Origin of the sequence: Pseudovibrio exalbescens DSM 16456 (assembly GCF_000422785.1) — a bacterium.
Taxonomy (GTDB): domain Bacteria; phylum Pseudomonadota; class Alphaproteobacteria; order Rhizobiales; family Stappiaceae; genus Pseudovibrio; species Pseudovibrio exalbescens.
The window spans coordinates 1-26884 of sequence record NZ_AUGS01000027.1 but is presented as its reverse complement, the minus strand read 5'-3'; the positions used below and the strand labels follow the sequence as shown (position 1 = coordinate 26884).

At 56.6% G+C, this 26884-nt stretch carries 20 protein-coding genes; 13 read left to right on the top strand and 7 right to left on the bottom strand.

Going from position 1 to position 26884, the window contains the following annotated elements; translation table 11 throughout:
* The 3 genes from G512_RS0114225 to G512_RS21240 all read right to left on the bottom strand — a co-directional run.
* A partial coding sequence (locus G512_RS0114225) for a two-partner secretion domain-containing protein (protein ID WP_155943660.1) occupies positions 1 to 8246 on the bottom strand: 8246 nt, incomplete at its 3' end.
* 9 nt (positions 8247 to 8255) lie between these two features.
* Complete coding sequence (locus tag G512_RS0114220) at positions 8256 to 10007, bottom strand: ShlB/FhaC/HecB family hemolysin secretion/activation protein (protein WP_208975026.1); 1752 nt, start codon at positions 10005 to 10007, stop codon at positions 8256 to 8258.
* Between the two features lie 17 nt (positions 10008 to 10024).
* Positions 10025 to 10543: an invasion associated locus B family protein gene (locus G512_RS21240; protein WP_051269383.1), complete on the bottom strand. Its 519-nt coding sequence runs from the start codon at positions 10541 to 10543 to the stop codon at positions 10025 to 10027.
* A 1061-nt stretch (positions 10544 to 11604) separates the two neighbouring features.
* On the opposite strand from G512_RS21240, the gene G512_RS0114210 reads away from it, so the two are divergent.
* The gene (locus tag G512_RS0114210; RefSeq protein WP_228130517.1) at positions 11605 to 12654 is read left to right on the top strand and encodes an alpha/beta hydrolase family protein; all 1050 of its coding nucleotides are present in this window, start codon (positions 11605 to 11607) and stop codon (positions 12652 to 12654) included.
* Positions 12655 to 12761: 107 nt separating this feature from the next.
* On the opposite strand, the gene G512_RS0114205 is transcribed toward G512_RS0114210, so the two are convergent.
* Positions 12762 to 13217 carry a VOC family protein gene (locus G512_RS0114205; RefSeq protein WP_208975025.1) on the bottom strand — a complete coding sequence of 152 codons (456 nt, stop codon included), beginning with the start codon at positions 13215 to 13217 and terminating at the stop codon, positions 12762 to 12764.
* A gap of 153 nt (positions 13218 to 13370) precedes the next feature.
* Complete coding sequence (locus G512_RS0114200; RefSeq protein WP_028482296.1) at positions 13371 to 14786, bottom strand: short-chain fatty acyl-CoA regulator family protein; 1416 nt, start codon at positions 14784 to 14786, stop codon at positions 13371 to 13373.
* Positions 14787 to 14914: 128 nt separating this feature from the next.
* Between G512_RS0114200 and G512_RS0114195 the strand changes: the two genes are divergently transcribed.
* The 6 genes from G512_RS0114195 to G512_RS22985 all read left to right on the top strand — a co-directional run bounded on the left by G512_RS0114195 (position 14915) and on the right by G512_RS22985 (position 20185).
* Positions 14915 to 15298 (top strand): acyl-CoA thioesterase, encoded by a 384-nt coding sequence (locus tag G512_RS0114195; protein WP_028482295.1) that lies wholly within the window; start codon positions 14915 to 14917, stop codon positions 15296 to 15298.
* Positions 15295 to 16824 (top strand): MmgE/PrpD family protein, encoded by a 1530-nt coding sequence (locus tag G512_RS0114190; protein ID WP_028482294.1) that lies wholly within the window; start codon positions 15295 to 15297, stop codon positions 16822 to 16824. The genes G512_RS0114195 and G512_RS0114190 overlap by 4 nt, the downstream gene beginning before the upstream one ends.
* Positions 16821 to 17981 carry a bifunctional 2-methylcitrate synthase/citrate synthase gene (gene prpC, locus G512_RS0114185; protein WP_028482293.1) on the top strand — a complete coding sequence of 387 codons (1161 nt, stop codon included), beginning with the start codon at positions 16821 to 16823 and terminating at the stop codon, positions 17979 to 17981. Before G512_RS0114190 ends, prpC begins: the two co-directional genes overlap by 4 nt.
* An 11-nt stretch (positions 17982 to 17992) precedes the next feature.
* Positions 17993 to 18910, top strand: a complete 918-nt coding sequence (prpB, locus tag G512_RS0114180; protein WP_028482292.1) for a methylisocitrate lyase — start codon at positions 17993 to 17995, stop codon at positions 18908 to 18910.
* A 98-nt stretch (positions 18911 to 19008) separates the two neighbouring features.
* Positions 19009 to 19776 (top strand): methyltransferase domain-containing protein, encoded by a 768-nt coding sequence (locus G512_RS0114175; RefSeq protein ID WP_028482291.1) that lies wholly within the window; start codon positions 19009 to 19011, stop codon positions 19774 to 19776.
* Between the two features lie 187 nt (positions 19777 to 19963).
* Positions 19964 to 20185 carry a hypothetical protein gene (locus G512_RS22985; protein ID WP_228130516.1) on the top strand — a complete coding sequence of 74 codons (222 nt, stop codon included), beginning with the start codon at positions 19964 to 19966 and terminating at the stop codon, positions 20183 to 20185.
* 123 nt (positions 20186 to 20308) lie between these two features.
* Here the strand turns inward: G512_RS22985 and G512_RS0114165 are convergent, their stop codons facing one another.
* Positions 20309 to 20689, bottom strand: a complete 381-nt coding sequence (locus tag G512_RS0114165) for a VOC family protein (RefSeq protein WP_028482289.1) — start codon at positions 20687 to 20689, stop codon at positions 20309 to 20311.
* Between the two features lie 51 nt (positions 20690 to 20740).
* Between G512_RS0114165 and G512_RS0114160 the strand changes: the two genes are divergently transcribed.
* From G512_RS0114160 to fabF, 5 genes are all read left to right on the top strand, one after another.
* Entirely contained in the window at positions 20741 to 21271 is a 531-nt protein-coding gene (locus G512_RS0114160; protein ID WP_208975024.1) for a winged helix-turn-helix transcriptional regulator, read from the top strand.
* Between the two features lie 184 nt (positions 21272 to 21455).
* Positions 21456 to 21782 (top strand): type II toxin-antitoxin system PrlF family antitoxin, encoded by a 327-nt coding sequence (locus G512_RS0114155; protein WP_028482287.1) that lies wholly within the window; start codon positions 21456 to 21458, stop codon positions 21780 to 21782.
* Positions 21779 to 22297 (top strand): type II toxin-antitoxin system YhaV family toxin, encoded by a 519-nt coding sequence (locus tag G512_RS0114150; protein WP_028482286.1) that lies wholly within the window; start codon positions 21779 to 21781, stop codon positions 22295 to 22297. The genes G512_RS0114155 and G512_RS0114150 overlap by 4 nt, the downstream gene beginning before the upstream one ends.
* A gap of 163 nt (positions 22298 to 22460) precedes the next feature.
* Positions 22461 to 22877 (top strand): MarR family winged helix-turn-helix transcriptional regulator, encoded by a 417-nt coding sequence (locus G512_RS0114145; RefSeq protein WP_028482285.1) that lies wholly within the window; start codon positions 22461 to 22463, stop codon positions 22875 to 22877.
* Between the two features lie 70 nt (positions 22878 to 22947).
* Positions 22948 to 24216 carry a beta-ketoacyl-ACP synthase II gene (fabF, locus tag G512_RS0114140; protein WP_028482284.1) on the top strand — a complete coding sequence of 423 codons (1269 nt, stop codon included), beginning with the start codon at positions 22948 to 22950 and terminating at the stop codon, positions 24214 to 24216.
* 74 nt (positions 24217 to 24290) lie between these two features.
* Here fabF and G512_RS0114135 read toward each other — a convergent pair whose 3' ends face one another.
* The gene (locus G512_RS0114135; RefSeq protein ID WP_028482283.1) at positions 24291 to 25688 is read right to left on the bottom strand and encodes an MATE family efflux transporter; all 1398 of its coding nucleotides are present in this window, start codon (positions 25686 to 25688) and stop codon (positions 24291 to 24293) included.
* 341 nt (positions 25689 to 26029) lie between these two features.
* Here G512_RS0114135 and G512_RS0114130 point away from each other — a divergent pair, with 341 nt between their 5' ends.
* Positions 26030 to 26530, top strand: a complete 501-nt coding sequence (locus tag G512_RS0114130) for a hypothetical protein (protein WP_143181441.1) — start codon at positions 26030 to 26032, stop codon at positions 26528 to 26530.
* Positions 26531 to 26884 lie beyond the last annotated feature (354 nt).

Here is a 26884-nt window from a genome sequence, read left to right as displayed (position 1 = left end):
GAGAGTGTTCCCTGTGCCAGCCATTTGGTAAGTTTGCTGGCCTTGGCCGGATCGGCAATGGCGATGCCAAGATACGCTTCAAGACATTGGCGCCCTTCCTCCTGCGTGAGATTGATGGTGAAGCCATCATTGGTACGCACCGTGCAAGAGGCAGGGCCCGCAAGTGCAGGAGAGACGATCCAGTTAAGCAGATTGAAGCCTTGCTGGCTTGTGCCGCACTGGGCCAGTTGCCGGACGATTGCCTCATCTGAGAGTTGCCCGGCCTTTTTGGCAGCACTCAACTGCCCAATATTGGCGCTGTCTTTGCCAAGCGTTTCGAACAGTTCATCCGAGACATCGGCAAGGGCACGACCAACGACTTCAATACTTTCTACCGCCGCCCGTACCGCTTCGTCGGAGATATAGACGCCGACGTATTCTTCTTCGTCCCGTGTGATTTCCTGGGCGATGGTGACGTCGCGGTTGAGGGAGGCGAGCGAGGTGGTTGCGCCGCTCTCCTCCAGCTCCTGCTGCTTGTCCTCATCGCGGATGAGGATCTCCCCCTCGCCCACCGTGGCGCGGGTTATCTGCCGCTTGTCGCGAGCGGAATAGGTGCCTTCGAGCGAACCGTGGGCTTCGACGATTTTCTTTGTGGTGGCGTCACCCGGGTTGTCTCCCCCACCTTCTGGCTTCTGCTTTTCGCTGGTGACGTTGACTGAGCCGGAAAGGGCAATGCCGGTGGAGGAAGCCTTGTCATGATCCTGAATGTCGGAATGGGTGAGCGTGCCCGTATCGAGGGTGAGATCGCCGCTTTCCGAGGCGATGAGACCGCCGGTCAGGTCCGTGTTGTTTTCCGTCCGGATATCCACCTTACCGGATGCCACAATGCCGGACTGGTCTGTGACCCATGCCTTGGAGGCGGAGCCGTTGGAGTTGTTGATGCTGACTGAGCCTCCCACTGAGTTGGCGCTTAGCGAAAGCCCCAGAGAACCGCCGGTGGACTTGTCTGTGCTGCGGGCCGTGTCCTGCTGGCTTTCGATGGTGAGATCGCCGCCTACGCGGGCTGTGACTGTCTCGCCCTTAACCTGCGCGCCGTTGAGGGTGGTGTCTTGACCGGATGTGAGCGACACATCCCGCTCAGCCTGCACCAAAGAGTTGGTGTTGGTGGCGCTTTGGCCGCTGCCTTTTGCTTTTTGTCCGGCGATATTGGCATCCACACCGACTGAAAAAGGCTCTTTGCCAATGCCAATACCAACGGAAAGGCCTATGCCCGCGGACTTGCTGGAAGAGGATGATGCGTTAGATTGCGCGGTTTGCGCGGCTTCAAGGGTAAGGTCGCGACCTGCCGTCAACGAGGCGTCGCGGCCCGCCACGATCTGTGTTCCTTCCGAGGTCAGGTCTCTGCCAGCCTCCAGGGTGATGTCACGGCCTGCGTTGAGGTGCCCAGTCTTGTCTGCGGCGCTTGCGACCTCGCTGCTGCTGCGTTCAGAAGAGACGCCAATGCCGACGCGCACCCCTGCAATCGTGCCGCCTTGCGCCATGTTGGCCAGCGACTGGGCAGCCTCAGCGGCTTTCAGGGCACCCGATACAGCGGTGACAGCCTGATACCCAGCATTGCCTTTGCCAGCTGTCATTTCTTGAGGTGTGCGGGCCAGCGTCTTGACCGGGCCGGAGACATTTTCAAACACCCCAATGCTGAGCGCAATGCTGTCGATCTTGTGGCTTTCGGAATGGGCGTAGGTGTCCGTTGCTGTGGTCAGGTTGATGTCATTTCCAGCGGCAATGTACAGGTCTTCGCCCGCGTTTAGAATGCCTGCTTCCGAGGTGAAATCATTGCCGGCCGTGATGTCGATGGTCTCACCGGAAACGGAGGAAACAACTTCCGTCGACATCTGCGTGTCGAAGGTGTGTTTTTCCTTCTTGTAACCGACGGTAAGGGTTCCGCCACCAGCACTTCCGAAGAAACCGTGGCTCTTTTTGAAGACGCTCTGGCTGTAGTCCTCGGTTGCACTGGCAAGCGCGATATCGTCCGCCGCGTCCAGCTTGACGGTGCCCTCACTTGCGAGTGCAGACGCCGTTACATCGATGGACCCTTGGCTGGACCGGATTGTAAGGCCATCCGTTGCCGTTACCAAGGAGCCCACCTGAGTGGTGCGCGCTTCTTCGTTGCGGCGGGTCTTGCCGGAGAAGCTGCCAGACTTCCTCAGATAGCTGAAGTCGTAGGCGCTTTCTTCCAGGCTTGTTATGTTGATGTCGTCGTTTGCAGAAAGGGTGGCTGTCCCATCGCTGGCAACCAATGCCCCTTCGAGGGTTATGCCCTTTTCAGAGGTGATTTGCAGCGTGTCGGCAGCTTGAATGTCCGAGGTGACAAACTGAGTTTTGTCGTGGCGTCCTTCACGATGTACCCGTCCGTGCCTGCTTTCATAGTGATAGTGTGAGCTTGTCTGTGCACCCGTAACCTTGAGATCGCCGCCGGTGTTGAGCGTCAGATCGCCGCCACTGGAAACACTGCCGCCTGCAATAGTGGTGTCGCCTGTGCTGGTGATGGACAGGCTCTCAGCTGCAGACACACTGGCAATGTCATCAATGATTGAACCGATGCGGTCATCACCGTTGCCGGTGGTTGTGATCGCAGTCTCGATCTTGATTTCGCGCGCCTGCAGATCCACGGTCGAGCCTGACAGCACGCCGGACCGGTTGGTGAGCGTGTTGGATGCAAGTACCGTCAGGTTGTCATTAGCGGAAAGGCGCCCCTTCGTGTTGAGGACGTCGGCTGAGGCGAGGCTGATATTGCGCCCGGCAATGATGGCACCCGACCGATTGCGGCTTGTGCTGTCGGCGAGGTAAAGTCGTGGCACCACGACCTCATGGCCACTGACTACGGTTTTCTCATACCAGACAATGTCTTTGGTCAGCAGTGCGACCTGATCGGCTGAGAGGGCAACGCCATAGGTAAGGTTCAGGCCCGAGGCGGCATCTGCTGCATTATGCATGAGCTGGCGAACTTGATCAGCCTCTGAGGTACCATCGTCAGTCAGCCAACGTTGGCCGGTGGCAGCGAGCACCTGATCGTTGATCAGACGCGTGTCAAAGTAGGCGTCGCCCAATGATACGGCATAGGCATCAACACTTTGAATGCCAACTGTTTCAGCAAAATAGTCATGTCCATAAAAGCCCGAGGGATCGATGAACTCGAAGCGGGTTTCAATGAGATACCCTGCCCCCTCCGGCGCCTGTTTGAAGAGCTGGGCGTTGGAGGTTAGCCCGATGGCGCGCAGGAAGTCCTTCCCCTGCGGTGCCCGCGGGTTGACAACGTCAGGGCTTGTCAGATCCAGGTCGCCGTAATTGAGTGTGTCAAGTGATCCCAGACCCGGGGTTACTGCATCCGGGGCTGACAATGAGGCCCCCGTAAGCGGATCAACCTTCAAAACGGTGTCGGCGGTTCTTTGCAGGATCTGGATGTTGTTGGCACTGACGAAGCTGAGTGGGTTTTCGTCACCCGGATCGACACTTGAGTTGGTAATTGACGTGGCCAGATTGCCTGTGAGAGCGCCCCCCGCGCTGATCACACCGGGCACAGCGGCGACCGGTGAGTTCTCGACGATGCGAGTTCCACTTCTCGGTATTTGGCCAATCCAACCGAAGCCACGATGTTCCCGCCTTGAGCGGTAGCTTAACCGTGCGCCATATGTGCGGGACAGGCTGACACCTTCGTTGGTCAGTGTGTCGCCGGACAGGGAGATATCCTGATCCGCGATGATATTGCTGGAGCGGTTGACGATATTGTCAGCATCAATGGTGATGCTGCCCTTGCGGGCGGTGATTTCTGCCGTTGGATCCTGCTTGGTTACGATGCCCTGCTCGATGAAGACAATCACCTGCCCACCTCTCGGAACCCTGTGTTCCTCATCGGGGGAAAGGATGTTCCATCTCTCTAGGTGACCCTGATTGGGATCAAAGGTTTCAAAACTTGTTGGCGCGTATTCTTTCCACCAGTTTGGATCCCAGTCTTCAGGTTCTGCCCCTTTGTCCGCCAGGATCTGCTCGATCATGACAATGTCGGGTGCAAACACATATCCGGTACCACCTTGGCGGCCATAAAGCGCGCGATATGTTCCGTAGGAAACATATCCCATGCGCATGTAAATGTTGTTTTGAGGTCTTCTGTAAGATAGCCAGTCAGGTGGATAGGTATAGTAGATATAATTGTTCGCGTACTCGTAGGTTTTTACGGTGGTTTCGACCGCCGTCAGGTTTTGAAGATCCTGAGTGCGCAGAGTGATGTTGCCTTCCAGAGCTTCGATCGCCCCACCGTTGTAGTTCAGCAACTGCATGCTTTTGGAACCGGCCGTCTTACCTTCGATGAGGATATCGGTCTTGGCAAGAATGAGCCCGCCGTCGTTGTCCAGCTGTTCTGAACGCAGAACAATGTTCTGCCCACTGGCAAGGGCACCTTCATTGAGAAGGTTTCTGGCGGTAATGGATAGGGGGCCCTGCTCGCTCTGCCACACGGCACCGTCCCGGATCACGACGTCGCCACTGGTAGTGAAATTCAGGCCGGTTTTGCCTGAGAACATGCCCCAATTGTCCACCGAGCTGGCGGTAATCCGGAGCTGTCCTTGGCTTTCCAATCTGCCAGAGACCGTGTTGGTCAGTGCGTTGTTATCGCTGCCATTTACGTGCACACGGGTTTGCACCGAAGCGTTTATCTGTCCTTCATTGGTCAGTTCTGCGGCGTCAAGGCTCAAGTCCGAGTTTGAAAGCAGCTCACCTGTTTCTCCATTGCGTATGCTGTCTGATGAGGAAAGCGACAGCCGGGTTTCGGCCCCTACTTGCCCCCCGTTGTCGATTGTTCCAGCGCTTGCCTCAATCACGTCACTGAGGACAGTAGCGCCATTTGCAATGGTGAAGCGATCGGCCGCCGTGAGCTCAAGCGCGCCATCGCTCAGGAGCGTCCCGCTGTTGTTGATGGTGAGCGTGTCGACGCCGACAGCAAGAGAGCCCGCTGTTTCCAGACTGCCTGAAACCGAAAGGGACGTGCCAGAGACTGTTGTATGCTGGCCAGATAGCCAAACTGCACCGGCCTCGATTGCAATATCGGAAGCAGTCTCAACTTCAAGCGATTTCAGTGTTTTGACATCGCCGTTTCCGGAGTAGCTATCGGCGTGGGCGGCTATGGAGCCCGAGGAATAGAAAAGTCCATCGTTGCGGATTCTGTTGGCTGCGGTGAGCGACAATGCCACGTCGTTGTTTGAGGACAGGCCGCTTCTGATCGACCCAGTGTTTTTTATGGCACCAGCCGTTGTTTCCAAGCTCAGGAGCCCGTTGGTTTCTATGGTCCCAGCTGTGTCAATGGAACCGTTGCTGCGCACACGGACGGCATTGCCCGCGATGATATTGCTGGTCCCGTGAAGATGAGTTGGGCCGGTACGGCTCGTTATATCAATATCGCCCAGAATTGAGGCTGTGCCACCCAGTTCCGTGGAGGCGGCATCCAGCAAAAGGCGTTCTGTTGCCGTGAGGTTCGACGTGGCCGCTCCCCAATACGTGCCCTGTACCTCGATGTTCAATGCAGCTGAAGAAAGAACGTCGCCGTTCTGGATAATATTGGCTGCCGATTGCAGATCCAAGGCGCCTGATGTTGTTTGGGTCAACGAGCCAGAGTGCAGTTCCAGACTGTTGCTTCGGGTGGCTATGGACAGGTCCGAGCCGCTCAGAGTTCCACTGGTTTCAAGGGCTGCGGAGCGGGTGTTCAAACTGCCCCCCGCAGAGACGATAGCGTCGTTGGAAAGGCCGATGGACCGGGTGGCTTCAAGCCATACGTCGCCGGAAAGAGTGGCAACAGAGCCCGCCACATGAACGTTGCCGTCGGCTTCAATCTGCATCTGCTCCTGAGATTGGGTGGTTCCGGCGAGCAGTAGATCCCCAGCGGCGGTTAGGTGAACAGCGCCCGTTTTGCTGAGCATCTGGCCTTGAGAGTACTGCTGCAAGGTACCCTCGCGGGCTTCAACTGCAACATTCCCGACAGCTTCGATTGCTCCGGACAGCTTCAACGCGTTTGATCCCAGTTCAAGCTGGCCGAAGGTTGTAATCTGCGCGGTTTCAAGGAGATTGAAGTTCCCGGCCGTATCCACATTTACGGCGCCACCACCGTAGAGCTTGCCTGCAGTGCTCAGATCACTCTGGGCAGAGATTGTGAGCTGGTTGTCCGTTTCAATGGCCCCGCTTTCACCAATTTCAGACAGGTTGGCCCCGAGCAACTGCACAGAGAGGTCGCCTGAACTCTTCAGGGCACCTTGAACCGAGAGCTGGTGCGCAGTTGCGCTCAGGGAACCCAAGCTAACAACAGAGGCGTCAGAACTCACGAGCTGTAGATGCCCCCCGGCGGTAAGCACCAGGTCTTGATCGCTGAGAACGGTAGCCAGCTGGTTTTCTGCCCTGCCGCCAATACTCAGTTCGTTCCCCGCGTATAAGTTCAAAGCGCCTTTGGACCGAAGGTAGCTGCCGGTTTCAAGTGAAAGGAGGGTAAGAGCCGAGGCGCTCAGATTGCCCGTGCTTTTGATCTGGCCGTTTGAGCGAAGCGATGCTGCATCGATGCGGAGGTTCGTGCCCGAGAGGACCTGCGCCGCGTCTCCCAATACCAATTGCTCGGCGGTAAACTGAAGGCCGTTTTGCGCCTCAATCGTGCCAAGCACAGAAAGGTCAGCCACATCAACATTCACTGCGCCCCCAGCAATTATCTGTGTGGACTGCTTCATCTCCGTATTTTGGGCCGAAAGCGTAAGGTCTCCATCCATATCGATGGTGCCCGCGAGAACCGCGTCGTTTTTGATAAGAAGGGTAACATCCGATTTGGCGCGAATGTCGCCTGCTGTGTGCAGACGTCCGGCAGTGATTTCAACGTCGGTTTCGGACTGAAGTGCGTCGATGGCCGCGTCGATAACCATCGTGCCGGCAACATCAAAGCGTAGCGCCCCGCCGTAAAGGTGCCCCTTATTCCCGCTAATCTGGAGGGTGTTGGCGGTCATAGACAAGTCGCCGTCAGTGGACAAGGAACCGCTTTGGCGGATCGCGTCGGCGGTAAGTACCCCGTTACCACTGGCGTAGGCGGCCACTGTTGCGCCGAGGTCCAACTTATCGCTTGCTGCGATGGTCAGATCACTGTGGTTGGTCAGCGCCTTGCCATTTCTGTCTACCCCCGAGGCGATGTCGGCTCCGTTCGCAAATATGCTTTGCGCGGAAAGCGTGAGGTCGGAGCGTGCCGCGAGAACGCTTTTGGGGGAAATCCACAGATCGGCGCCGGCTTTGAGCAAAAGCGTATCTTCCGCGTAAACACTCACGTTTTCGCGAACTGTAATATCGGCTTTTTGCGCGCTAGCAGTTATGTTGCGCTTGGCACTGACGGAGCCCAGTGAAATCTGCCCGGAGGCGCTGATGGTGAAATCGCCCGTGGTGGCGACAACTTCATCCGGTGCTCGAACACCGACGCCGGCCTCGGTGCCCACCAACTTGATTTGGCCTGCATACATTCCGCCCAAAGCGGCGGTATCGATTGCAAATTCTGGTTTGCCGCTGTCGCTTCCATCATTGGGCGAGATCTTCCCTGTCTTCGGATCGTAGGTGTTTCGACCAGCATACAAGCCCAGAAATTCACCGGCGTGTATCTTGCCGTTGACTTCGATACTTCGAGCTACGATATCGAAGTAATCCGTTCCTTCAGCAGTCAGGCCCAAAGGCCCGATTGTGACTGCGCCATCTTGCACCAGCAACTTGCTGAGCTTGCCCTCTTCAAACACAGGCGTTCCTGTTGAAAGGGTTGCCCGTGGAATATTTATGAAGCCGCAGCCATTGCAGGTCATGCCGTTCGGATTCACCAGAATGTAGTTTGCGGCAGGCCCGTGTACCTCGGTTGGCCCCTCAAGGAGGGAACGGTTTGAAGAGGTGACCTCGTTTAAGATCAGAGAGGCATTGTTACCCTCTGTGATGTTGGGGTTCTCGTAGATCAGGCCGCCGAGTTCAGACCGGCCCATGACACCCGAGTTGTTGAGGATCACCCCCTCCGTTCCAACATTGAAGTCGGTGAACTTGTTGCGGGACAGGCCGTGACCATCGGGCGTTACGATGTTGACCACCGGAACGCCGTTGGCTGCTTCGGTGAGGCCCGGTGCATTGGCGCCCGGATCCACAGAGAGGCCTTGGGCATAGGTTGGCAAGATACCCTGCAGGGAAAAAAGACAGCAGAACAGCGCATTAAGTATCTTTTTCATGTATGCCACCTAGAACTGTGCCCGCAAACGCACCTGCGCCCGGATGAAGCCGCGCTGATTTACTGAAATGAATTGAGGGTGATGAAGAGGGCGCTCGTAAACGATCTGCCCTGAAAGAGCGCCGCCGCCAAACCTGAGTCCAACCGCGGCCCCAGCCATGCTGCCGCCCTCATTGGGGTCTGCTCCGTCATTGGCTATGCGCCCCGCATCCACTGCAGCAAACACCTGGGGTTGGCCGATCACGGCAGAAAAATCGCTTAGAACGCCGTCAAGTGAAGGTTGCCAGGAAACCTCTGTGCGTAGGTAGCCGCCCACATCTCCAGACAGGCTGTCATCTCGAAAGCCTCTCACCGTGCTGGAACTGCCCAGGCTGACGCGTTCGCTGGAAAACAGGGTATGGTTGGAGGCTGAGACAAAGCCGTTTGTTGCAAATGAAACCGCGCCAAACCTGGTCGCCCAACCACGTCGCCACGTCGCTTCCAGCTCTACTTCCGAAAACTGGGCGCTTGGGGCCTGCCCGATGATGTTTGGGTCTTGCTGGGCTGCGAATGCGTTCAGTCCCTGCTTGAAGGTCACTCGAGCATTTGCTGCGCCGGAAAGTACGCGGCCACTCAGGGAGCCGAAGAGTTCGGCAATTGCCAGCCGTTGGCTTGACGCGTCAATGTAGAGATCTTCAATGTAGTTGGCGTTTTCCTTAAGAGTGAGGCCGGTGCCCGTCTTCCAGATCCAGTTCTTGTTACGGAAAACCGTCTGTTCCATCGCGGCGCGGGCTTCCCAACTGCTGCCGTTGTAGTGAAAGACCCGGCTTGGGGATGACAGTTCCGATTGGTACTCCTGATAGGACCCACTCAAGCTGAACAGAGTGTAACGCCAGGGGACTGAGACGTATCCGTTTACCGAGCGAGAGAACACGTCGTTCTCCAGCTCATCAAGAGAGGTCTTGGCTGTAAGGGTAACGCTCTCATAGTACCCAAGGGTGTCTTCCATGGTGAAGGAACTGGATAGTTGATGGCGCCCGGTGGATTGGGACCCCTCATTGGATAGGGATGCCGAGGCGTCGACACTGTAAGTATCCCTAACATCAATGAAGACGTGACTGGTGCCGACGTGTTGTCCGGGCTCTATGCGGATCTTGGCTTGTTTGGAGCCGAGCCGATTGATCTGATCCAGCCCTTGTTCGAAATCCCGCAGGTTCAGGATCTGGCCTTTGCGTTTGCCAAATATCTGCTCGGTATTGTGGCGCGGCTCGTCGTTGAGAAGGTGGGTTACACCGTCAACATTGCCTTCAATGACGAGAACTTCAAAACGTCCCTGCGATATGTCCTGCGGCTTCAGATAAGCGCGGGTGGTTATGTAGCCCTTGCCCACATAATAATTTGTCACGGCTCGAAGAATGTTCCGCAGATCGACCGGCGTCAGACATTGTCCGGCAAGACTTTCGAGCTTGCTGGTTACCTGCCCAGTTGGAACTGTCAAATCGCCAACAACCACAATTTCCTGGATGTCGAAGCAGGCTGCGTCAAGCCGGGGCGCCAACTGCAATTGCTCAACGCTTGAGCCTGTTGTTTGTTGCGGGCGTTCCAGATAGCGCCGTTGCTCAAGTCGCCTCTGCTCTTGTTCACGGATCTGGATTTGCTGCTGGTCACGCAGAATTTGTTCAGGAATGGTCTGAGAGGATGCGGTGCCGGTTGTACACATGAGCCCAGTGGCCGCAATCAGAACCGTCCACACAGCGCCTGTCAGCGCGTTGCAAAGTGACACTCTATGCAGCATGGGACTTATTGATTTTCCATAAGAGAATTGAGGCGGTTGAGCGCCGCGGTGAACCCCTTCAGGGACAGTTCTATTTCGACCCTTTGTGCAGCAGAGATTGACCAAACAGAAAGTTGTAGTGCCGTGCCGCGTCGCAGGCCCTGCTCCAAGTCATCGTCTATGTCTAGAGAAGCCAAACACCCAGAGGGCAAGCATGTGCTGAAATGCGTTTTCTGAAGGGCCTGATCAGGATCAATGGTGCCCTCGATACCCTTTTGCAAGTCCAGCCCAAATGGCATGAGAAGGGTGCCCGTCAAATTCTCGTCGTTACCCCTTTCAACAATAAAAGCGAGGATGCGTTGGCCACTTTGCTTGTTGGAAAGCTCTTGAAGTAGTTGGCATTGTGGTGGCTTTTCTTCTCCAAAAGGAATGCACCGCAATGTCCAGTCCGAATAAGTTTCAATGCGAGAACTTGGCTGCTTTTCAGCGTATGCGCACCCCAGGGTTGTAATTATAGCTATAGCAATACGTAGCAAGTGATACATTTGCTTTTCCCTGACCTATAGATGCCTATGACCAGACGAAAAACACCTCTCGCTCTCCCAAAGTCAAATGTTGTTTTGTAGGCAAATTAATTCAAACTACAATAATGAAATTCTTTTAATTGTATGACGCCAATATCCAGAATTACCGCGAAAAACACCGAATGGTATTATATTATTTACCATATTAGTTAAAAATAATCATCAAAATAGCATGTGCATATTTCGTCAGCTTGTCCTTTTTGTCTTTGCACTCAGGTTGAGAGAATCCCATTCTGCTTGGCAGAGGGGTTTCTGTTTGTTGTGGCGGGTTTAAAGGCAAGTGCCGGTTTGGCGGCGCTCGCGTGCAATTAGGGCTATATCTGGATCAACTATTTTTCCGGTTATCGCTGTGCAACTGTGCCCCAAGGTTTGCCGATATATATGCTTGAAGCGCGGATCCTTTTTGTCTTCCTTTAGCCGCTCTTCGCGAACGAAGGCTATGGTTGGGCGACAACTGTTTGTCCATTGAATCATCAAATATGGTGTCGGTAGCCGCAATTTTCGCCGCAAGGGTCACGCGCTCTTGCCCCTGCCCGAATTGCGGATGAATGGAACGTACATAAGGCGCCTTTGGCGGCGTTGGACATGCTTTTTGCGACGGCTTTTATTGACGAAATCGCGTCACTCGGTTTTCTCCTTCAATATGGGCACAAGCTCGAACGATCCTCACTGTCGCGACTGTTTTAGGGCTGGCGGTTGCAAATGCCCCCCAACAATGACGTAAATAGCTCTGCTGACGTTTTAGACACTTCTGCACCGCCGACATCTACAAGCATCAAGCACGACCAAGCCATTGCAAGCCGGTTCGACGACATGAGTTTGAGCAGTTATCGGCACATTGGTCTCGAGACACCTGCGGCGCCAGATGGCGTGCGGAAGCACCTGCCTCATGGTCCATCGCACTCGATCCGAGTCAGTCACCAAAAGAACGACCTGAATCGCGATTGAGGGCGCGTCGCGGCCTATTTCGAGCCAACTATAGGCCGATCCCACGGCTACGAGGAAATACCATGAGATTTTTGATGAAAATTGCGACGATGCTTTGTGGCGTCATCTATCCGATGTTGACGTTGCCACACTCCGCCGCTGCCAGCGAACTTGTCGGTGTGCGCGAGATAGCAGCCCCCTCCAAGGAGCGAGGTGGCGATCTGGCCGTGACTATTTGGTATCCAGCAGAGACTGGCGGCAAACCCGTCACGCTTGGCGAAAACGCGTTTTTTGTGGGTACGGACGCAATGCTGGACGCCCCGATCTCACGTGGGGAATATCCACTGATCTTGCTATCCCATGGTGCCGGCTTGGGAGGCACCCCACAGGCTATGAGCTGGATTGCGACGCCATTGGCAAAGCAAGGTTTCGTAGTGGCGGCTCCCACTCATCCCGGAAATGGAGGAATGAACAGATCAGCAGCTGAAACAATGAAACTGTGGCTGAGGCCTACGGACATCAGCGCAACTCTGGATACTATTGAACAGCTCCCGCTTTTGGAAAAGCGCCTGGTAGCCGGGAGGACTGGCATACTCGGCCTTTCAATGGGTGGGAATACAGCTTTGGCATTGGCTGGTGCGCGTATCGACCCTATCCGCTTGGCGGGTTATTGTGACACCAACGCCCTCAACCCTTCCCTTTGTGAATGGGTCAGACAAAGTGGTATCGATCTTCACGCCATGGACATGGAACTGGCTGGTCGCAACAACCGCGATGTGCGGATCAAATTTGCGATGGTGATCGATCCTGCTCTGGCGGATGTCTTCCAGACCAACAGCTTTTCTATGGTCACAATCCCCGTGGAGATCGTAAACCTCGGCAAACCGGGAGCGATCCCCCAGACCGCGCTGGCCTCGGGGATCGCAAAGGCCATCTCGAAGAGCACCTATTCCCTGATTGAGGAGGCGAGCCACTACAGCATGTTTGGCAAATGCAAGCCTGGTGCGGCCCAACTCGCAGTTTCCGAAGCCATTGGCGAGCCCATCTGCTCAGATGGTGAGGGACAATCCCGTCTGGAAATCCATAAGCGCCTGATCGCCATTGCCACTCAGGCATTCAATCGAGCATTGAAACCTGCGCTTTGATGGGTCGGCAAAGCATCGGCGGTTATGGGGTTGGTGCCGGAGACGCCCGTTGCCCCGCTCACAATTGAGACGGGGCAACGCCGCTTGCGGCGGGCCTGTTTCAGTGTTCAATCTGTCCGCAACCAAGGCGTTTCGCTCACCGCGACAAGCAGGCCCTCCGGACTGAGAAAACGCGTCACTTTCTGGCCCCAGGGCTCTTCCCTGTTGGCGATCAACAGGTGATAGACCCGCGCCTTCAGCCGCTCGGTGGCGATGGTGATGTCCTTCACGTCGAACTCAAGCCACGCTTGCGGTACTGGTAACTCTGCGGGCCACTCATCCCGGCCAAAACAGGACTGCGCGGCTTGGGCTAGCGGCCACAGGGCAAAGTGCCGGCATCCCTCCAGTTCGCCATCCTCGGTCAGAAAGTAGTCCGCGGTGTCGCCATAAGGTTTGAGCGGCAGGCCAAGCGCATCCGCATAAAGCGTCCGGCTTTCCTCCGTGTTTCGGGTGATCGGGCCAAAGCCCGCAACGAAAAACACGCCGAGCCCTGAAAGGCCCTGCGTCATGGTTGTTCCAATCATGTACCTGTCTCCTGCCGTCTGGCCCTACGGACCGAATGAGTGCCTACCCTAACGGCCATGGTGTCGAAGCCCATTACGACTATAGGTTTAATCCGCTCCATCGCTTTGAAGGTCTGGCAGACACAAACACCCTTTCGGCTGAGAGTGAGACAACTAGGTGTCGCCGGTCGGGATCTCGCGCACCGTTGCAGAATAAGGTGCGAAGTTGCGTATGGTCGCGTCAGCTTCCAGAGGGCGCCCTACCATCGGAAAGGCCCGTTGGCGACAGTTCGGACGCTCGCACAACTTGCAGCCAGGTCCAATGGGGGTGATCTGGTCCTGAGCCGCGTCGGCCAGACCGCGTGCGTATACCATACGCTCTGCATCTGCGATGTCACAGCCGAGAGCTATGGCAAACTCCTTCCGCGGGGCACCGAAACCAACCGGCCCATGATCAACCGTCCGGGCGATCCAAAGGTAGCGCCGGCCATCAGGCATCTCTGCAATTTGCGTCAGTATCTTGCCGGGGTCAGAAAAGGCGCCATACACCTTCCAAAGCGGGCATGAACCGCCTACGCGCGAGAAGTGGAAGTCGGTAGCGGATTGTCGCTTGGAAATGTTGCCGGCACGGTCGACTCGGATGAAGAAAAAGGGAATGCCACGGGCATTTGGACGCTGGAGCGTGGAAAGTCGATGGCAGGTGGTTTCGAACCCAACGCCAAAACGATGACCAATCAACTCAATGTCATAGCTCAGCGCTTCGGCCGTTTGCAAGAACGCGCGATAGGGCAGGATTACGGCTCCGGCAAAGTAGCTGGCAAGGCCAATCCTGAGCAACTCTGATGCCTCCGCATCCAAACCGGAATCGCCCACCAGTTTCTGCAGCGCCGCATCTTGCTCCAGAAACGCCAATTGAACGGCGATTTGAAAAGCGCGCTGGCCGGAAGACAAATGATCAGCCAGATAAAGAAGACGCGCGGTTTCATCATATCGGCGCAGGGTTCTTGTGCTTGGCTCAACGCGGATCCGAACACCGTGACGTCCCGCCAGCCGCGCAATGAGCCCTTCTGTCATATCGCCGTGGGGCAAGCTGTCACCTATGGCTTCTGCGGCCTCATCCAAGGGCGCTACATAATTGCGACGATTGTAAAACCAGTCCCGCACCGCTTCAAATGCTGTTGGCAACCGTGGAGAGCTCGCTTCCCCGGACACTCTTTCCGCCAACAGATCCACACGTTCGGTTGCTTCACGCAGTTTGTGCTGCATGTCAACAATGGCCTGTGCAATGCCCGGCATGTTTGTTGCCAGTTCTCTCAGCTCCGCCTTACTGGACCTGGTGCCAATATCACTGAGAGCGGCCCGCAGATCGGTGATCAGCCGCGCCTCATCCCCTTCTGCAAACAACTGAACATCCAGCCCCAAAACTTCATTGAGGCGCAGCAGAACGGCAACAGTCAGAGGGCGTTGGTTGCGTTCGATCTGGTTGAGATAACTGGGCGACAAATTGAGCATTCGCGCAAGACCAATCTGACTTAGCCCGCGTTCTTCCCGAAGGACCCTCAGACGAACACCCATAAATGACTTTGTCATCAAGAGACCTTTCGCAAAATTTGCAAATTCGCAAGCAACAGTTCGCCAATTGACGCCAATTCAGGAGTTTATTCGACTCTGAACCCTGCGTAAATCTGGAATTGCAAAAGATGCGAAGGCTTCACCAGATGACACCACCTACCACCCTTACTGAAATCATTCTGCCGGATCAGGCGAACCACTACGGGACCCTGTTCGGGGGGCGTGGGTTATCGCTCATGGCACGGGCGGCGTTTGTCGCCGCCAGCCGTCATGCCCGTGCAAAGGTTGTGCTTGCGGCCTGTCATGAAGCGCGGTTCGAAGCGCCGGTGCCCTTGGGCAGCCTGTTTCTTTTAACAGCAACGCTCGCACAGGTTGGGCGCACATCCATGCGCATTGATGTCAGTGGGCATTGCGAGCACCCCGAAGAAAGCCGGTGCACGTCTGTTTCGCAAGCCACGTTCACCATGGTCGCCGTTGATGATGCCGGGCGACCTGTTCCTGTCCCTCCCATGGAAGCAGAAGCTAGATGAGAACGCATAGTGTCAGAACCTGGAAATCGGCAGAGCACCTGCCACGTGAAGATCAACTGGCCTGGAAAATAGCAAGAGTTGCCGCCGATCCGGTCGCCGTGGAGGCCGAGGTTGCAGACATGATTATCAATAGGATTATTGATAATGCCGCGGTCGCCGCCGCTTCCCTCGCCCGGCGCCCTGTTGCGTCGGCAAGGTCACAGGCAATGGCTCATCCCTTTTCACCGGGCGCCACAGTGTTTGGCATGACGACGGACCAGCGGGTCAGCCCGGAATGGGCTGCCTGGGCCAATGGCGTTGCGGTGCGCGAGCTGGATTTTCACGACACGTTTCTTGCAGCGGATTATTCCCATCCAGCGGACAACATTCCTCCGGTGCTGGCCGTTGCCCAACACACTGGTCTGTCCGGTGCGGACCTGATCCGGGGACTGGCCGCAGCCTATGAAATTCAGGTGAATCTTGTGCGAGGCATCTGCCTTCATCAACACAAGATCGACCATATTGCCCATCTGGGTCCTTCCGCAGCGGCCGGGATTGGCACGCTATTGAACCTACCTGTCGAGACAATTTACCAGGCAGTTCAGCAGGCACTTCATACCACCACCACCACACGGCAGAGCCGAAAGGGGGAGATATCGTCCTGGAAAGCTTATGCGCCTGCGTTTGCAGGGAAAATGGCCATTGAGGCCGTAGACCGCGTCATGCGCGGTGAAGGCGCTCCCAGTCCGGCCTGGGAGGGAGAAGATGGTTTCATCGCCTATCTGCTTTCCGGTCCTTCTGCTGTTTATCATGTTCCCCTGCCTGAACACAGCGAACCCAAACGGGCCATTCTGGACACCTATACCAAGGAACATTCTGCGGAGTATCAGTCTCAGGCCCTGATTGATCTTGCCCGGCGCATGGCCACGAAGATTGGCGATCTGGCCGCAATCGAAAGCATTGTGATCCACACCAGCCACCACACGCATTATGTTATCGGAACCGGTGCGGGCGACCCTCAGAAAATGGATCCCAAAGCCAGCCGCGAAACGCTGGACCATTCGATCATGTACATTTTCGCCGTCGCCCTTGAAGACGGCCGTTGGCATCACGTGGACAGCTATTCCCCCGAGCGGGCTTCCCGGCCAAGCACAGTCGCTCTTTGGCACAAGATCTCCACGACAGAAGATCCAGAGTGGACCCGCCGGTACCACGCCCATGACCCCAACAAGAAAGCGTTTGGTGGCCGCGTTGTCGTGACACTGCGTGATGGGCGTGTGGTGGAGGATGAACTGGCGTTGGCTGATGCCCATCCCAATGGCGCCCGTCCATTCAAGCGCCCGGACTACATCCGCAAGTTCATGGAGTTGAGCGAAGGAGTGGTGGCTCCGACTGAACAGCAGCGTTTTCTCGAGGTTGCCCAATCCCTTCAGGAGCTCAAACCGGAGGCTCTTGTTGGCCTCAACCTTTCGGTGAACCCGGACCAGCTTGGCAGTCACCGACCCATGGGCATTTTCGACTTTACTTCAAACGGGAGGACACCATGACGGCACGGCGAAAGAAGTCTGTAGCCCTTTCGGGCATTGAGGCGGGCACCACCGCCCTGTGCACCGTTGGCCACAGCGGAAATGACTTGCACTATCGAGGCTACGACATTCTCGATATTGCCGAGGCCTGCTCCTTTGAGGAGATCGCCTATCTTCTTGTGCATGGCGCTCTTCCCGATGCAGCTCAGTTGCAGGCCTATAAACTTAAACTTTCCCGATTACGTGGCTTGCCGGCGACCGTTTGTCAGACGCTGGAGCTATTACCGCCCGCAACACATCCGATGGACGTCATGAGAACCGGCGTGTCTGCCCTAGGCTGTGCATTGCCGGAGGCATCGGACCATAATGCAGCGGGTGCGCGCGATATCATCGATCGCCTCCTAGCGTCTCTCGGGTCCGTATTGCTCTATTGGTTTCATTACGCCCACAACGGCAAGCGCATTGATGTTGAAGGAGATGATGCCTCCATTGCCGCGCACTTTCTGCGCCTCCTTCACGGGCAGGCCCCTTCCTCTTCTCATGTGCGGGCCATGCAGACATCCCTGATCCTCTACGCCGAGCACGAGTTCAACGCGTCCACGTTTGTGGCGCGGTCAATCGCGTCTACCGGCGCCGATATGTACTCCTCCCTGACAGGAGCGATTGGTGCACTGCGCGGTCCAAAACATGGCGGTGCAAATGAAGCCGCGTTTGATATTCAATCCCGCTACCCCGGACCGGACGCGGCGGCCTCGGACATTCTGGAGCGTATACGCCGAAAAGAGATCGTGATCGGGTTCGGCCATCCGGTCTACACGGTGGCAGACCCTCGGAACAGCGTGATCAAGCGTGTGGCCAAAAAGCTGTCTGACGAAGCTGGCGCGACGCGGCACTATGATATTGCGGAGCGGATCGAGACAGTCATGGCCAAGGAGCGGGGCATGTTTGCCAATCTGGATTGGTTCAGTGCCGTTTCCTATCACATGATGGGCGTACCAACTGCCTTTTTCACACCCTTGTTTGTTCTGGCACGAACCTCCGGGTGGGGTGCGCATGTGATTGAGCAGCGGATCGACGGCAAGATCATTCGCCCCTCAGCCGTTTACACCGGGCCCAAGCCCCGAGGGTTCGTGCCTCTTGCCGAGCGCGGGCATACACCTGCAAACCAAGCCGCCTGAAGGAGAGTGACATGCCTTATCTTTTAGCCAGCGAGCTTCCTGTGGAACCTGCCGGCGCGCGTTTTCGCGCACTTCTTGATGCACCTGGCATCTTGCGTTTGCCCGGAGCCCATAACGGGATGGCCGCATTGCAGGCGAAAGCCGCCGGGTTTGATGCTCTTTATCTTTCCGGTGCAGCAATGACAGCGTCCATGGGCCTGCCGGACCTTGGCATCATAACGGTGAATGAAGTGGCCTTTTTCATTCGCCAACTGGCTCGGGCCGGAGGCCTGCCGATATTGGTGGATGGAGATACAGGCTACGGCGAAGCTCTCAACGTCATGCATATGGTGCGCGTGTTCGAGGATGCGGGGGCTGGCGCCGTCCATCTGGAAGACCAGTTGTTGCCCAAGAAATGCGGTCACCTCAACGACAAAAAACTGGCCACCCCACAGGAGATGGCGGCCAAGGTGGCCGCGGCCGTAAAGGCACGGCGGGATCTGGTCATCATTGCCAGAACGGATGCCGCGGCGTCCGAGGGCCTTGAAGGGGCCATCGCACGGGCAAGGCTTTATGTGGAGGCAGGCGCAGATGCGATTTTTCCGGAAGCGCTGACCACTGTCGAGATGTTTCGTGCGTTCCGGGCGGCCCTGCCCGAGGTTAAACTTCTAGCCAACATGACAGAATTCGGGCGCACCCCGACCTTGACTGCCGACGAGTTCGAGCAGTTGGGCTATGACATGGTGATCTGGCCGGTGTCGTCATTGCGTGTTGCCAACCGGGTTCAAGAGGAACTTTACACCGCTCTAGCCCGTGACGGAGCGACAACCGCCTTGATCGAGCGAATGCAGACCCGCAAGGAGCTCTATGAGACCATAGGTCTTATGGAATTTGAGGGTCTGGATGCAACCATCGCGGCCTCTGTGGCACCTGAGTGGCAAAGCCCCTGAACAGCGCTGAGAGATGGCTGTGCGGCTTGGAAGCAGCAACGCAGGGTGATAGGACTTGCCACTCTACGCAATGGTCATTTCAGGGTCCACGGCATACCATGCAAAATCGTTACGCAAAGCTCGCAGCTTGGGTCTACAATCTGGACAAGCCGGTGGGCCGGTCCTTCGGAGATATCGAGTATTATCGAATGCGTCTGGCAGCGTGTCCGCGAGGCCCGATACTGGAGCCCGCGGTGGGCAATGGCCGTATGCTTGTGCCACTCCTTAAAGACGGGTTTCCGGTCGAGGGATTTGATGCGTCCCGGCAGATGCTTGATTACTGCATTGAAGAATGCAGCCAGCGAAGGCTGGCGACCGATCTCAAGCTTGGAACATTCGAAGGCTTCACCACCGAAAAACGCTATGCGGCGATCATCATTCCCGCGGGGTCTTTTCAACTTATTACGGATACTGTAGCCGCCATGGCTGTCCTGCGCCGGTTCCATGAGCATTTGTTGCCCAACGGGCGGCTGATCCTTGATATCGACCCGATTAACGGCTTCCTCGGTGAGCGTGTTTGCGTCCGTAGTTGGACGCCAGCCGACGCAGAACTTTTGACGCTGACCGATACACCCGTTGAAACGGACCATATTGCTCAAACGTCCCTGTCTCATCTGCGCTATGACCATTGGCGCAATGGCGAGCTAATCGCTTCAGAGCTGGATCTGTTTAAACTGCGGTGGTGGGGTATCAATGAACTGACGCTTGCCCTGCAAGCGGCTGGGTTTGCCGATATGGTGGTGTCTGGCGGCTATGTGCATGGCCGCGCCCCAACCAAGCATGACGAGGCCATCACCATTGAGGCATGCCGAAGCGCCAAACCGTGATGGCGCGGCAGCTTTGGGTGAGCACGATGAGGCCCGGATGAGTTTCCGCACCAAGCCGCGCATCAAGACTGCGATTCAGCAGCCGACTCGCACGATTGCGCCGTTCGATTCAGGGGGACACGATTGAGCCGCTTTTTCTTGTGGCGTCGAACAGATAGATCACTACTTCCAAAAGGCGGCCAACAAATTGGCCAAGGCGGATAACGTCCGTCTCTACTTGATGGTCAACCCCTCTGGCTCAGTCATCGGGTTCTATGCCCTGAACGCACACGCGGTCGATGCCCTTCGCAGAATTGCAAGTATCGCTGATGCCATCGGCGTTGCCGTGGTCATGCTCGACGTTCTCGATTACGGGGACCCCGACCGTGTTGCTCGCCGCAAGACACTCTACAAAAGCTATGGCTTTTAGCCGCTCGTATCTAACCCATTGAGGATGTTCTTGCCAGTCAGCGTCGTTGAGCTGCTGATCAGTGAGGAAACCGAGGGCAGTTGATAAGAGCTGAGATCAGGCTGCCCACAAGAAACCTACACCCTACTCTGCTCCACCGGTCAAATCCTGTGCAAGCATCAGGGCATTGCCATCAGGGTCGTAGAATGCCGCGGTCTTGACCATGCCCTCGACCACCGTCGTTTCGCCGTCAAATTTGACATCAGCCTCTTCCAGTTTCTGCCGGGCAGCATCCAGATCACCGATCCCAAAGACTGGTACGCAGTTGCCGGGCGCGGGCTTGGTGTGCTCGCCCAGACCAAGGGTGACACCGGGCGTGTTCGTCCGAAGCTCGGACCATCCGGCGTCATCAGCATGAAACAAAGCCTCAAATCCCAACATGGTTTCGTACCATTTTGCGCTCGCATGGCGGTCCTTGACCGACATGGCGATGGTGATGGTTTGATCTACGGAAACGAGGGACATGCGCTTTCCTTTAAAATTAAAATATACTAACTATACTTTATGGACATTGGAATGCTTGTCAACATCACGTCGCGGGCGTGGGCGATGCCCATATTATCGAGCCTGCATTCGGGTGTCGCCGGACGGCAAGCGCCCCTATTGGCAGCGACGGGCGCAAGCAGGACTGCCTTTGCGCAAAGCATGGAGCATTTGATTGAACTGGGCTTGATCGAACGCAATCCCGGTCATGGTCATCCGCTGCGTCCGGAATTCCGCCTCACACAGTTGGGCGGTGCGGTTGCGGCCATCGCCCACAAGATTCATAGTGTTTCGACAGAGGAGGATCGGTGGTTGCTGCGCCGGTCATGGACTGTGCCGGTTCTGACATCGCTGCACACACCCCGCCATTTCAGCGAGATCAGGCGCAATTTGCCAACGATAACAGATCGGGCGTTGTCGCAGTCGTTGAAATCAATGGAAGCAAGAAACTGGGTGCGCCGCAGCGTAGATGGAGCCGCCCGTCCGCCGAGGTCCATTTATCGTGCCGTGAACACCGGCGGCCTGATAAGTCAGGTCACTGCGCCTGAGGTCAATTTTACTTAAAAGAAACGGCCGCAGTTTTTCGCGAAGGGATAAGGACTCGCGTTTCAGGTCACCTATATGGGTGAGCCAAGAGATAAGCCAACCACCTGCTAAAGCGACGCCCCTTGCCACGCGCCTTGACGTCACAATGCAAATGCATTACCTAACTGATGTCGCAACCGGTCAATAATTCTAGGAGACTGCTATGACCGCGCTCGCTGAAGATGTGTCGAAGCTCACCGATCGCTATCAGACCACCGTGCCAAGCGGCGTGCGCAAGCAACTGAAACTGCGCAAGGGCGACAAGATACGCTACTGCACTGAGCCGAGTGGTCGAGTTTATATTGAAGCCGTTCGTGAGGAAGAGGAAGATCCCGCGCTCGGCGCATTCCTTGATTTCGTCGAAGCCGATATCAAGACGCATCCGGAACGCCTTCAGGCTTTCGAAGGTGCCTTGCATGACCGTCTCAAAGCTCTAATCGGAGACGTTGACGTCAATCTTGATGAACCGCTTTCACCTGAGGACGAATGACTGGGGCTGCCGCGCAGGCCAAAGCGCCTACTGTCGTCAACGGATGGTCGATCTATGCGCACCCGCTCTTTCTTGATCAACTTGAAGCGCTGATTGAAGAGGTGGAAGCGCGCAAAATGCGCGACCCCAAAAACTGGCGAAAGAAGAACTGCACGAAACGGTTGGCGGCAATATTCAAGCTGGCAACCGATGCAATACCGACTGATCCGGCCAATTCGGCGTTCCGGCAGGGTGGGACTCTAGGCGATCACAGAAAGCACTGGTTTCGAGCGAAATTCTTCCAACAATACCGGCTGTTCTACCGGTTCAATAGCGAGGCAAAAGTCATCGTACTTGCATGGGTAAACGACGAAAAAACCTTGCGGGCGTATGGAAGCAGAACCGATGCCTATGCGACTTTTATAGGAATGTTGAACGGCGGAAACCCACCAGATGATTTCGACGCCCTAATGAAAGAGGCCATGGGGGAAACGGCACGGTTCGAAGAAACCCTCAATGTAACGCACGGCCGCTAAGGCTCCCGCCATTCGCGTTTTGCGGTTCATCCCGAAGGAGGATGCGATGGTGTGGCCCAAGTGCTTAGCCCCCAAAGCAGAACTCGACAACGCCCTGTGAAACTTTGTAGGTTTGCGGCTCTCATTTACCTGTTGCCATGAGCCATGCTAGTGAAACCTGCCGATGTCCGATGACCTCTCCAGTTGCCTCGTTCTCAATACCATCGCAGCGGCGCGGTCGTTGCTGCGCCGGCACGATACCAAGCTCAAGCCGTTCGGCGTTACGGTACAGCAGTTTGCGCTTCTTGCGGCAATCCGTCTTCACCCCGGTGAACCGGTTGCAACGCTGGCACAGCGGGTTCTGCTTGACCGAACGAGTTTGACCCGAAACCTTGATCTGCTCGAGCGCAAAGGGCTGGTGCAGCGCGTGTCCAATGCTTCCGGAAATGTGCGCCTTTGCGAGATCACCGAGGAGGGAGATGCGGTTCTGGACCGCATTCTGCCAGAATGGCGGCAATCCAAAGCCGCGCTGACAGAGGGGCTCTCCGAGCAGGATGCCGAGACCTATCTACGGGTAGCCAGACACCTGGCGCAAGAATGAAAAACGATGGAGGGGTTGCTCACAAAGCGCAGTGCACTCTATACTGTGTATATACACAGTGGAGAAAATCATGCATGAACCTATCGTTGTGACGGGGCTTGGCGCCGTGTCTCCCCTCGGGTCTGGCGTTGCCGCGAACTGGGAAAGACTGGTCGCCGGACAAAGCGGCATCCGCACCAACACACGCTTCGACACAGAAGGGTGGAAATGCAAAATTGCGGGCCTCGTTCCCTCGCGCGCGGAAGATCCGGTCGGATTTGATCCCGAAGCGGCAATGGATGCACGAGAGCTGCGCCGGAATGATCTTTTCATCCAGTATGCGGTTGCTGCCGCCCAAGAGGCGCTTGAACAAGCTGATTGGCATCCGGACAGCACGGATGAGAGGATGCGCACCTCCACGGTGATTGGTACTGGGGTTGGCGGGGTTCCGGCCATTACCGGCGCTACGGAAACCATACGCACGGGCGGCGTACGGCGCCTTTCTCCGTTCGTAGTCCCGTCGTTCCTGCCAAACCTCGCCGCAGGGCAGGTCTCCATTCGCTTTGGCTTTCACGGACCGGCCGGTTCGCCGACCACGGCCTGTGCAGCCTCGGCGCAGGCCATTGGGGATGCCATGCGCATGATCCGCGCAGGCGAGACCGATATTGCCTTGTGCGGAGGAACGGAGGCGTGCGTTGATCCTGTTGCCATTGGCGGCTTCACGGCAGCCAAGGCGCTTTCCTTCAACTACAACGATGACCCCGGAAAGGCCTCGCGACCCTTTGATGACGCGCACGATGGCTTTGTTCTTTCCGAAGGCGCGGCAATGCTGGTCATCGAGCGGCTGAGCCATGCGCAACAACGCGGGGCCCAGCCTTTGGCGGTGCTGTCGGGATACGGCACCACAACCGATGCCCATCACGTCACTGCGGGGTGGCCCGATGGGCGTGAAGCGGCGCGCGCCATGGAAATCGCATTGGCAATGGCTGGCGTTCGCACCGATGCGATCGGCTATATCAACGCCCATGCCACGTCTACCCCCGTGGGCGATGCTGCGGAGCTTGCTGCGCTGAAACGGGTCTTTGGATCTGGCGGAGGGGGTCCGGCTATTGGGTCTACCAAATCGGCAACCGGGCACATGCTCGGCGCGGCTGGGGCCATAGAGGCGGTTTTCTCGGTTCTAGCCATTCAGAACTGCACCCTCCCCCCTAGCCTTAACATCGATCGGAGAATGCCGGAGGCAGAGACCTTCGATCTGCTCTCCGAAGGCGCCCGCGCGGTCCAGGTCGATCATGTGCTGTCAAATGCCTTCGGGTTTGGCGGAGTCAACGCGGCATTGGTGTTCAGCAGGTACACCTAGGCGGCCTTGAGGGGGCAAGAGAGGGAATGGCGGCAGGCCGTCCTCTCCCCTCCCTGCTTTCTGTACTGGCGGTTTCATTGAGGTGCTGGCGAAGGCGATTTGAACAAGCCCCACCTGAGGTCCTTTTGGTGCGCTGTCCGGCAGAGCACGCATCCCGTCAGCGCCAGAAGCAGCACCTCGGCAACAGGCCCGGCCATCCAGATGCCTTGCTCGCCCAAGGGAAACGGCAGCAAGAAAGTGAGCGGCATCGCGAAAAGATAGGGTTTCGACAGACCCAGGATCGCCGCAGGCCCGGCATCGCCAATGGCTTGGAAATAGGCGGCGATCATCACCAAGGGGCCAGCGGCGAAGAACATGGCAACAATCATCGGCATAATCCGGGCCACCTCGGAGACAACATCTCCATCGTCAACAAACAGCAGGCCGATCGGGCGGGCAAGACCGATAAGAATGATTTCGGCAATGAGGCAGTAGGCCAGCGCAGCCGCTACGCCCAGTCGCAGGCTGTCATCCGATCGTCGCCACTGCTCCGCCCCGTAGTTGTTGCCGGTGATGGACTGCAAAGCATGGGAAAGCCCCAGAAGCGGTAGGAAGGCAAACGTCATGACGCGGGTGATGATGCCATAGGCTGACACCGTGGTCGCGTAGGTGTCGGATTCCACCAGTTGCAGTGCCGTGATGATGGCCGCCGAACCCAGCGCTAGGCCAATGAAGTTGAGGCTTTGTGGGGCGCCAAGCGCCAAGATGGACTTCCACGCGGTCATGGGGGTGGTGCACCACAGCGCGCTCGGCCGCAGTTTCGTCTTCCCGCAGATGCGGAAGGTCAGGATGATGGCAAAGGCCACCCCCTGAGCCAGGACGGTTCCATAAGCCGAGCCCGCCACGCCCAAGTGCAAGACCGCAATCAGCAGATAGTTGAAGCCGATGTTGGAAAGCGACACCAGAAGGCTCGCCGCTGCCATGAAGCCGATGCCGCCCTCGTTGCGCAGGGCATCGGAGTTTACCGAGAGTACGAACAGAACCGGTGAGAACAGTACCGTGATGCGAAGGTAGACATACCCCATTTCAGCCATGGGCACCGGGCCAGCGGCGGCAGTCAGCGTCAGGTCACGGCCAACCGCCAGAAACAGGAGAATGAGGCCGGCGCTGAGGGTGAGCGCCAGACCGTGAGCACCGGCAAACACGGCACGCGCTTCATCGAACCGACTGCCGCCAAGATGCCGGGCAAGCAGGCTCGACATGCCGCTGGCAACCAGCGTGGCAAGCGCGGCAATCAGCATGTAAAGCGGGAGCATCAACGTGACCGCGCCAAGTGCGTTCGGGCCGACAAACACCCCCAGAAAGACGGCATCAACAACGGAAAGCAGCCCGTTCATGCTCATCACGAAGATGATAGGCAGCGCGGTTTTGGCAAAGGTTGTCGCAAGGGAACCCTGCGTGAATGTATTGGGGGTGACGGCTTCAGACGACATCCCGATCTCCTCATCAACGCATTCCGTGATTGGGGATGGGGCTCGCATTGCCACCCGCACGAAACGCGTGAAGGGTGTTGGGTCGTCGTCAATGCCAGAACTTCACCAAGACGAAAAGTCTGCGAGCGGCAGGTGTCTGGAACCAGAGATTGTGCTTATACGCAAGGTCCCACCGCGTCAACTGATTTCAATCAATCCTCTCAAAAGCACTAGCAGGTCAAAGGCCGAGAGGCGGTGTTACCCGTCAGGCACAGCTGATACTCCGCAGTTCAGCTTTGTTTCCTGCAGCTTTGGGTTTAAACAAGCGCTGTATTCTACCAATGCAATGGCACGGGTTGCCCGTGACGGGCAAGGTCAAGGGCTCGGGTGATGGGGCACAAGGGGGCGATGTTTTGAAAAAGGTCTTAAGTTTCCTGAAATCGGGCATGTTCAAGGCGTGTGCGCTGATCGGCTTTCTGATCGCGCTCGCCTACGCGCCGACGGTTTATTATCAGTACAAGCTGGATTCCGTAAGCATCGAAGGGCTGGCCCAAGATCTGACGGAGAACTCCGATGCCTACTACAAGAACCTGAGTTACAAAGTCTCCATTCGCGCCGATCACTGTAAAATCGAAATCTATGAAAAATATAGAGACGAGTGTTTCGGTACTCAGCGGCTGGGAGAGCTTAAAAGGGTAGACATGTCGGAGATTGTGAGTATTTCTGAACCGGTAGGTCTGGGTAATTCTTTTGCGTATATGCGTTACCGCAAGGATGTTGAGCAAGCTTATCTGGATTTTTTGGACTACAATAATAAAAGCCTCAATAAGAAGTTCAGTCATGCGGAACTTAGGGCCTGTTGACAAAGTGGGTTCCCAAATCAGCTGAACTGTGATTCATATGTGGACGCCCCTTATGGCAAGAGCTGTTTTTGTCTTGTTGCGGTGATCGGTTGCTTTCATATGTCCGGCCTGTTTTTGCGGCGTGCGTTTGCCGCTGGCCCTGATGGAAATCCGCCGGTGAGGTCCCTGATCAAGATGACGCGCTTTAATGGCGCATTGAATCAGACGGGTTTGCCTCTCCATTGGCTCGATCGTTACGCATCATCGACTGCTATTGCCAATTCGGTTCGGGCTGCGTGCGGTTAGGCAGGCTGCCCATAGGGTCTATAAGTCTCTCCGCGGGTAAGGATTGCCCAGGCGATGCGGGCGAGCTTG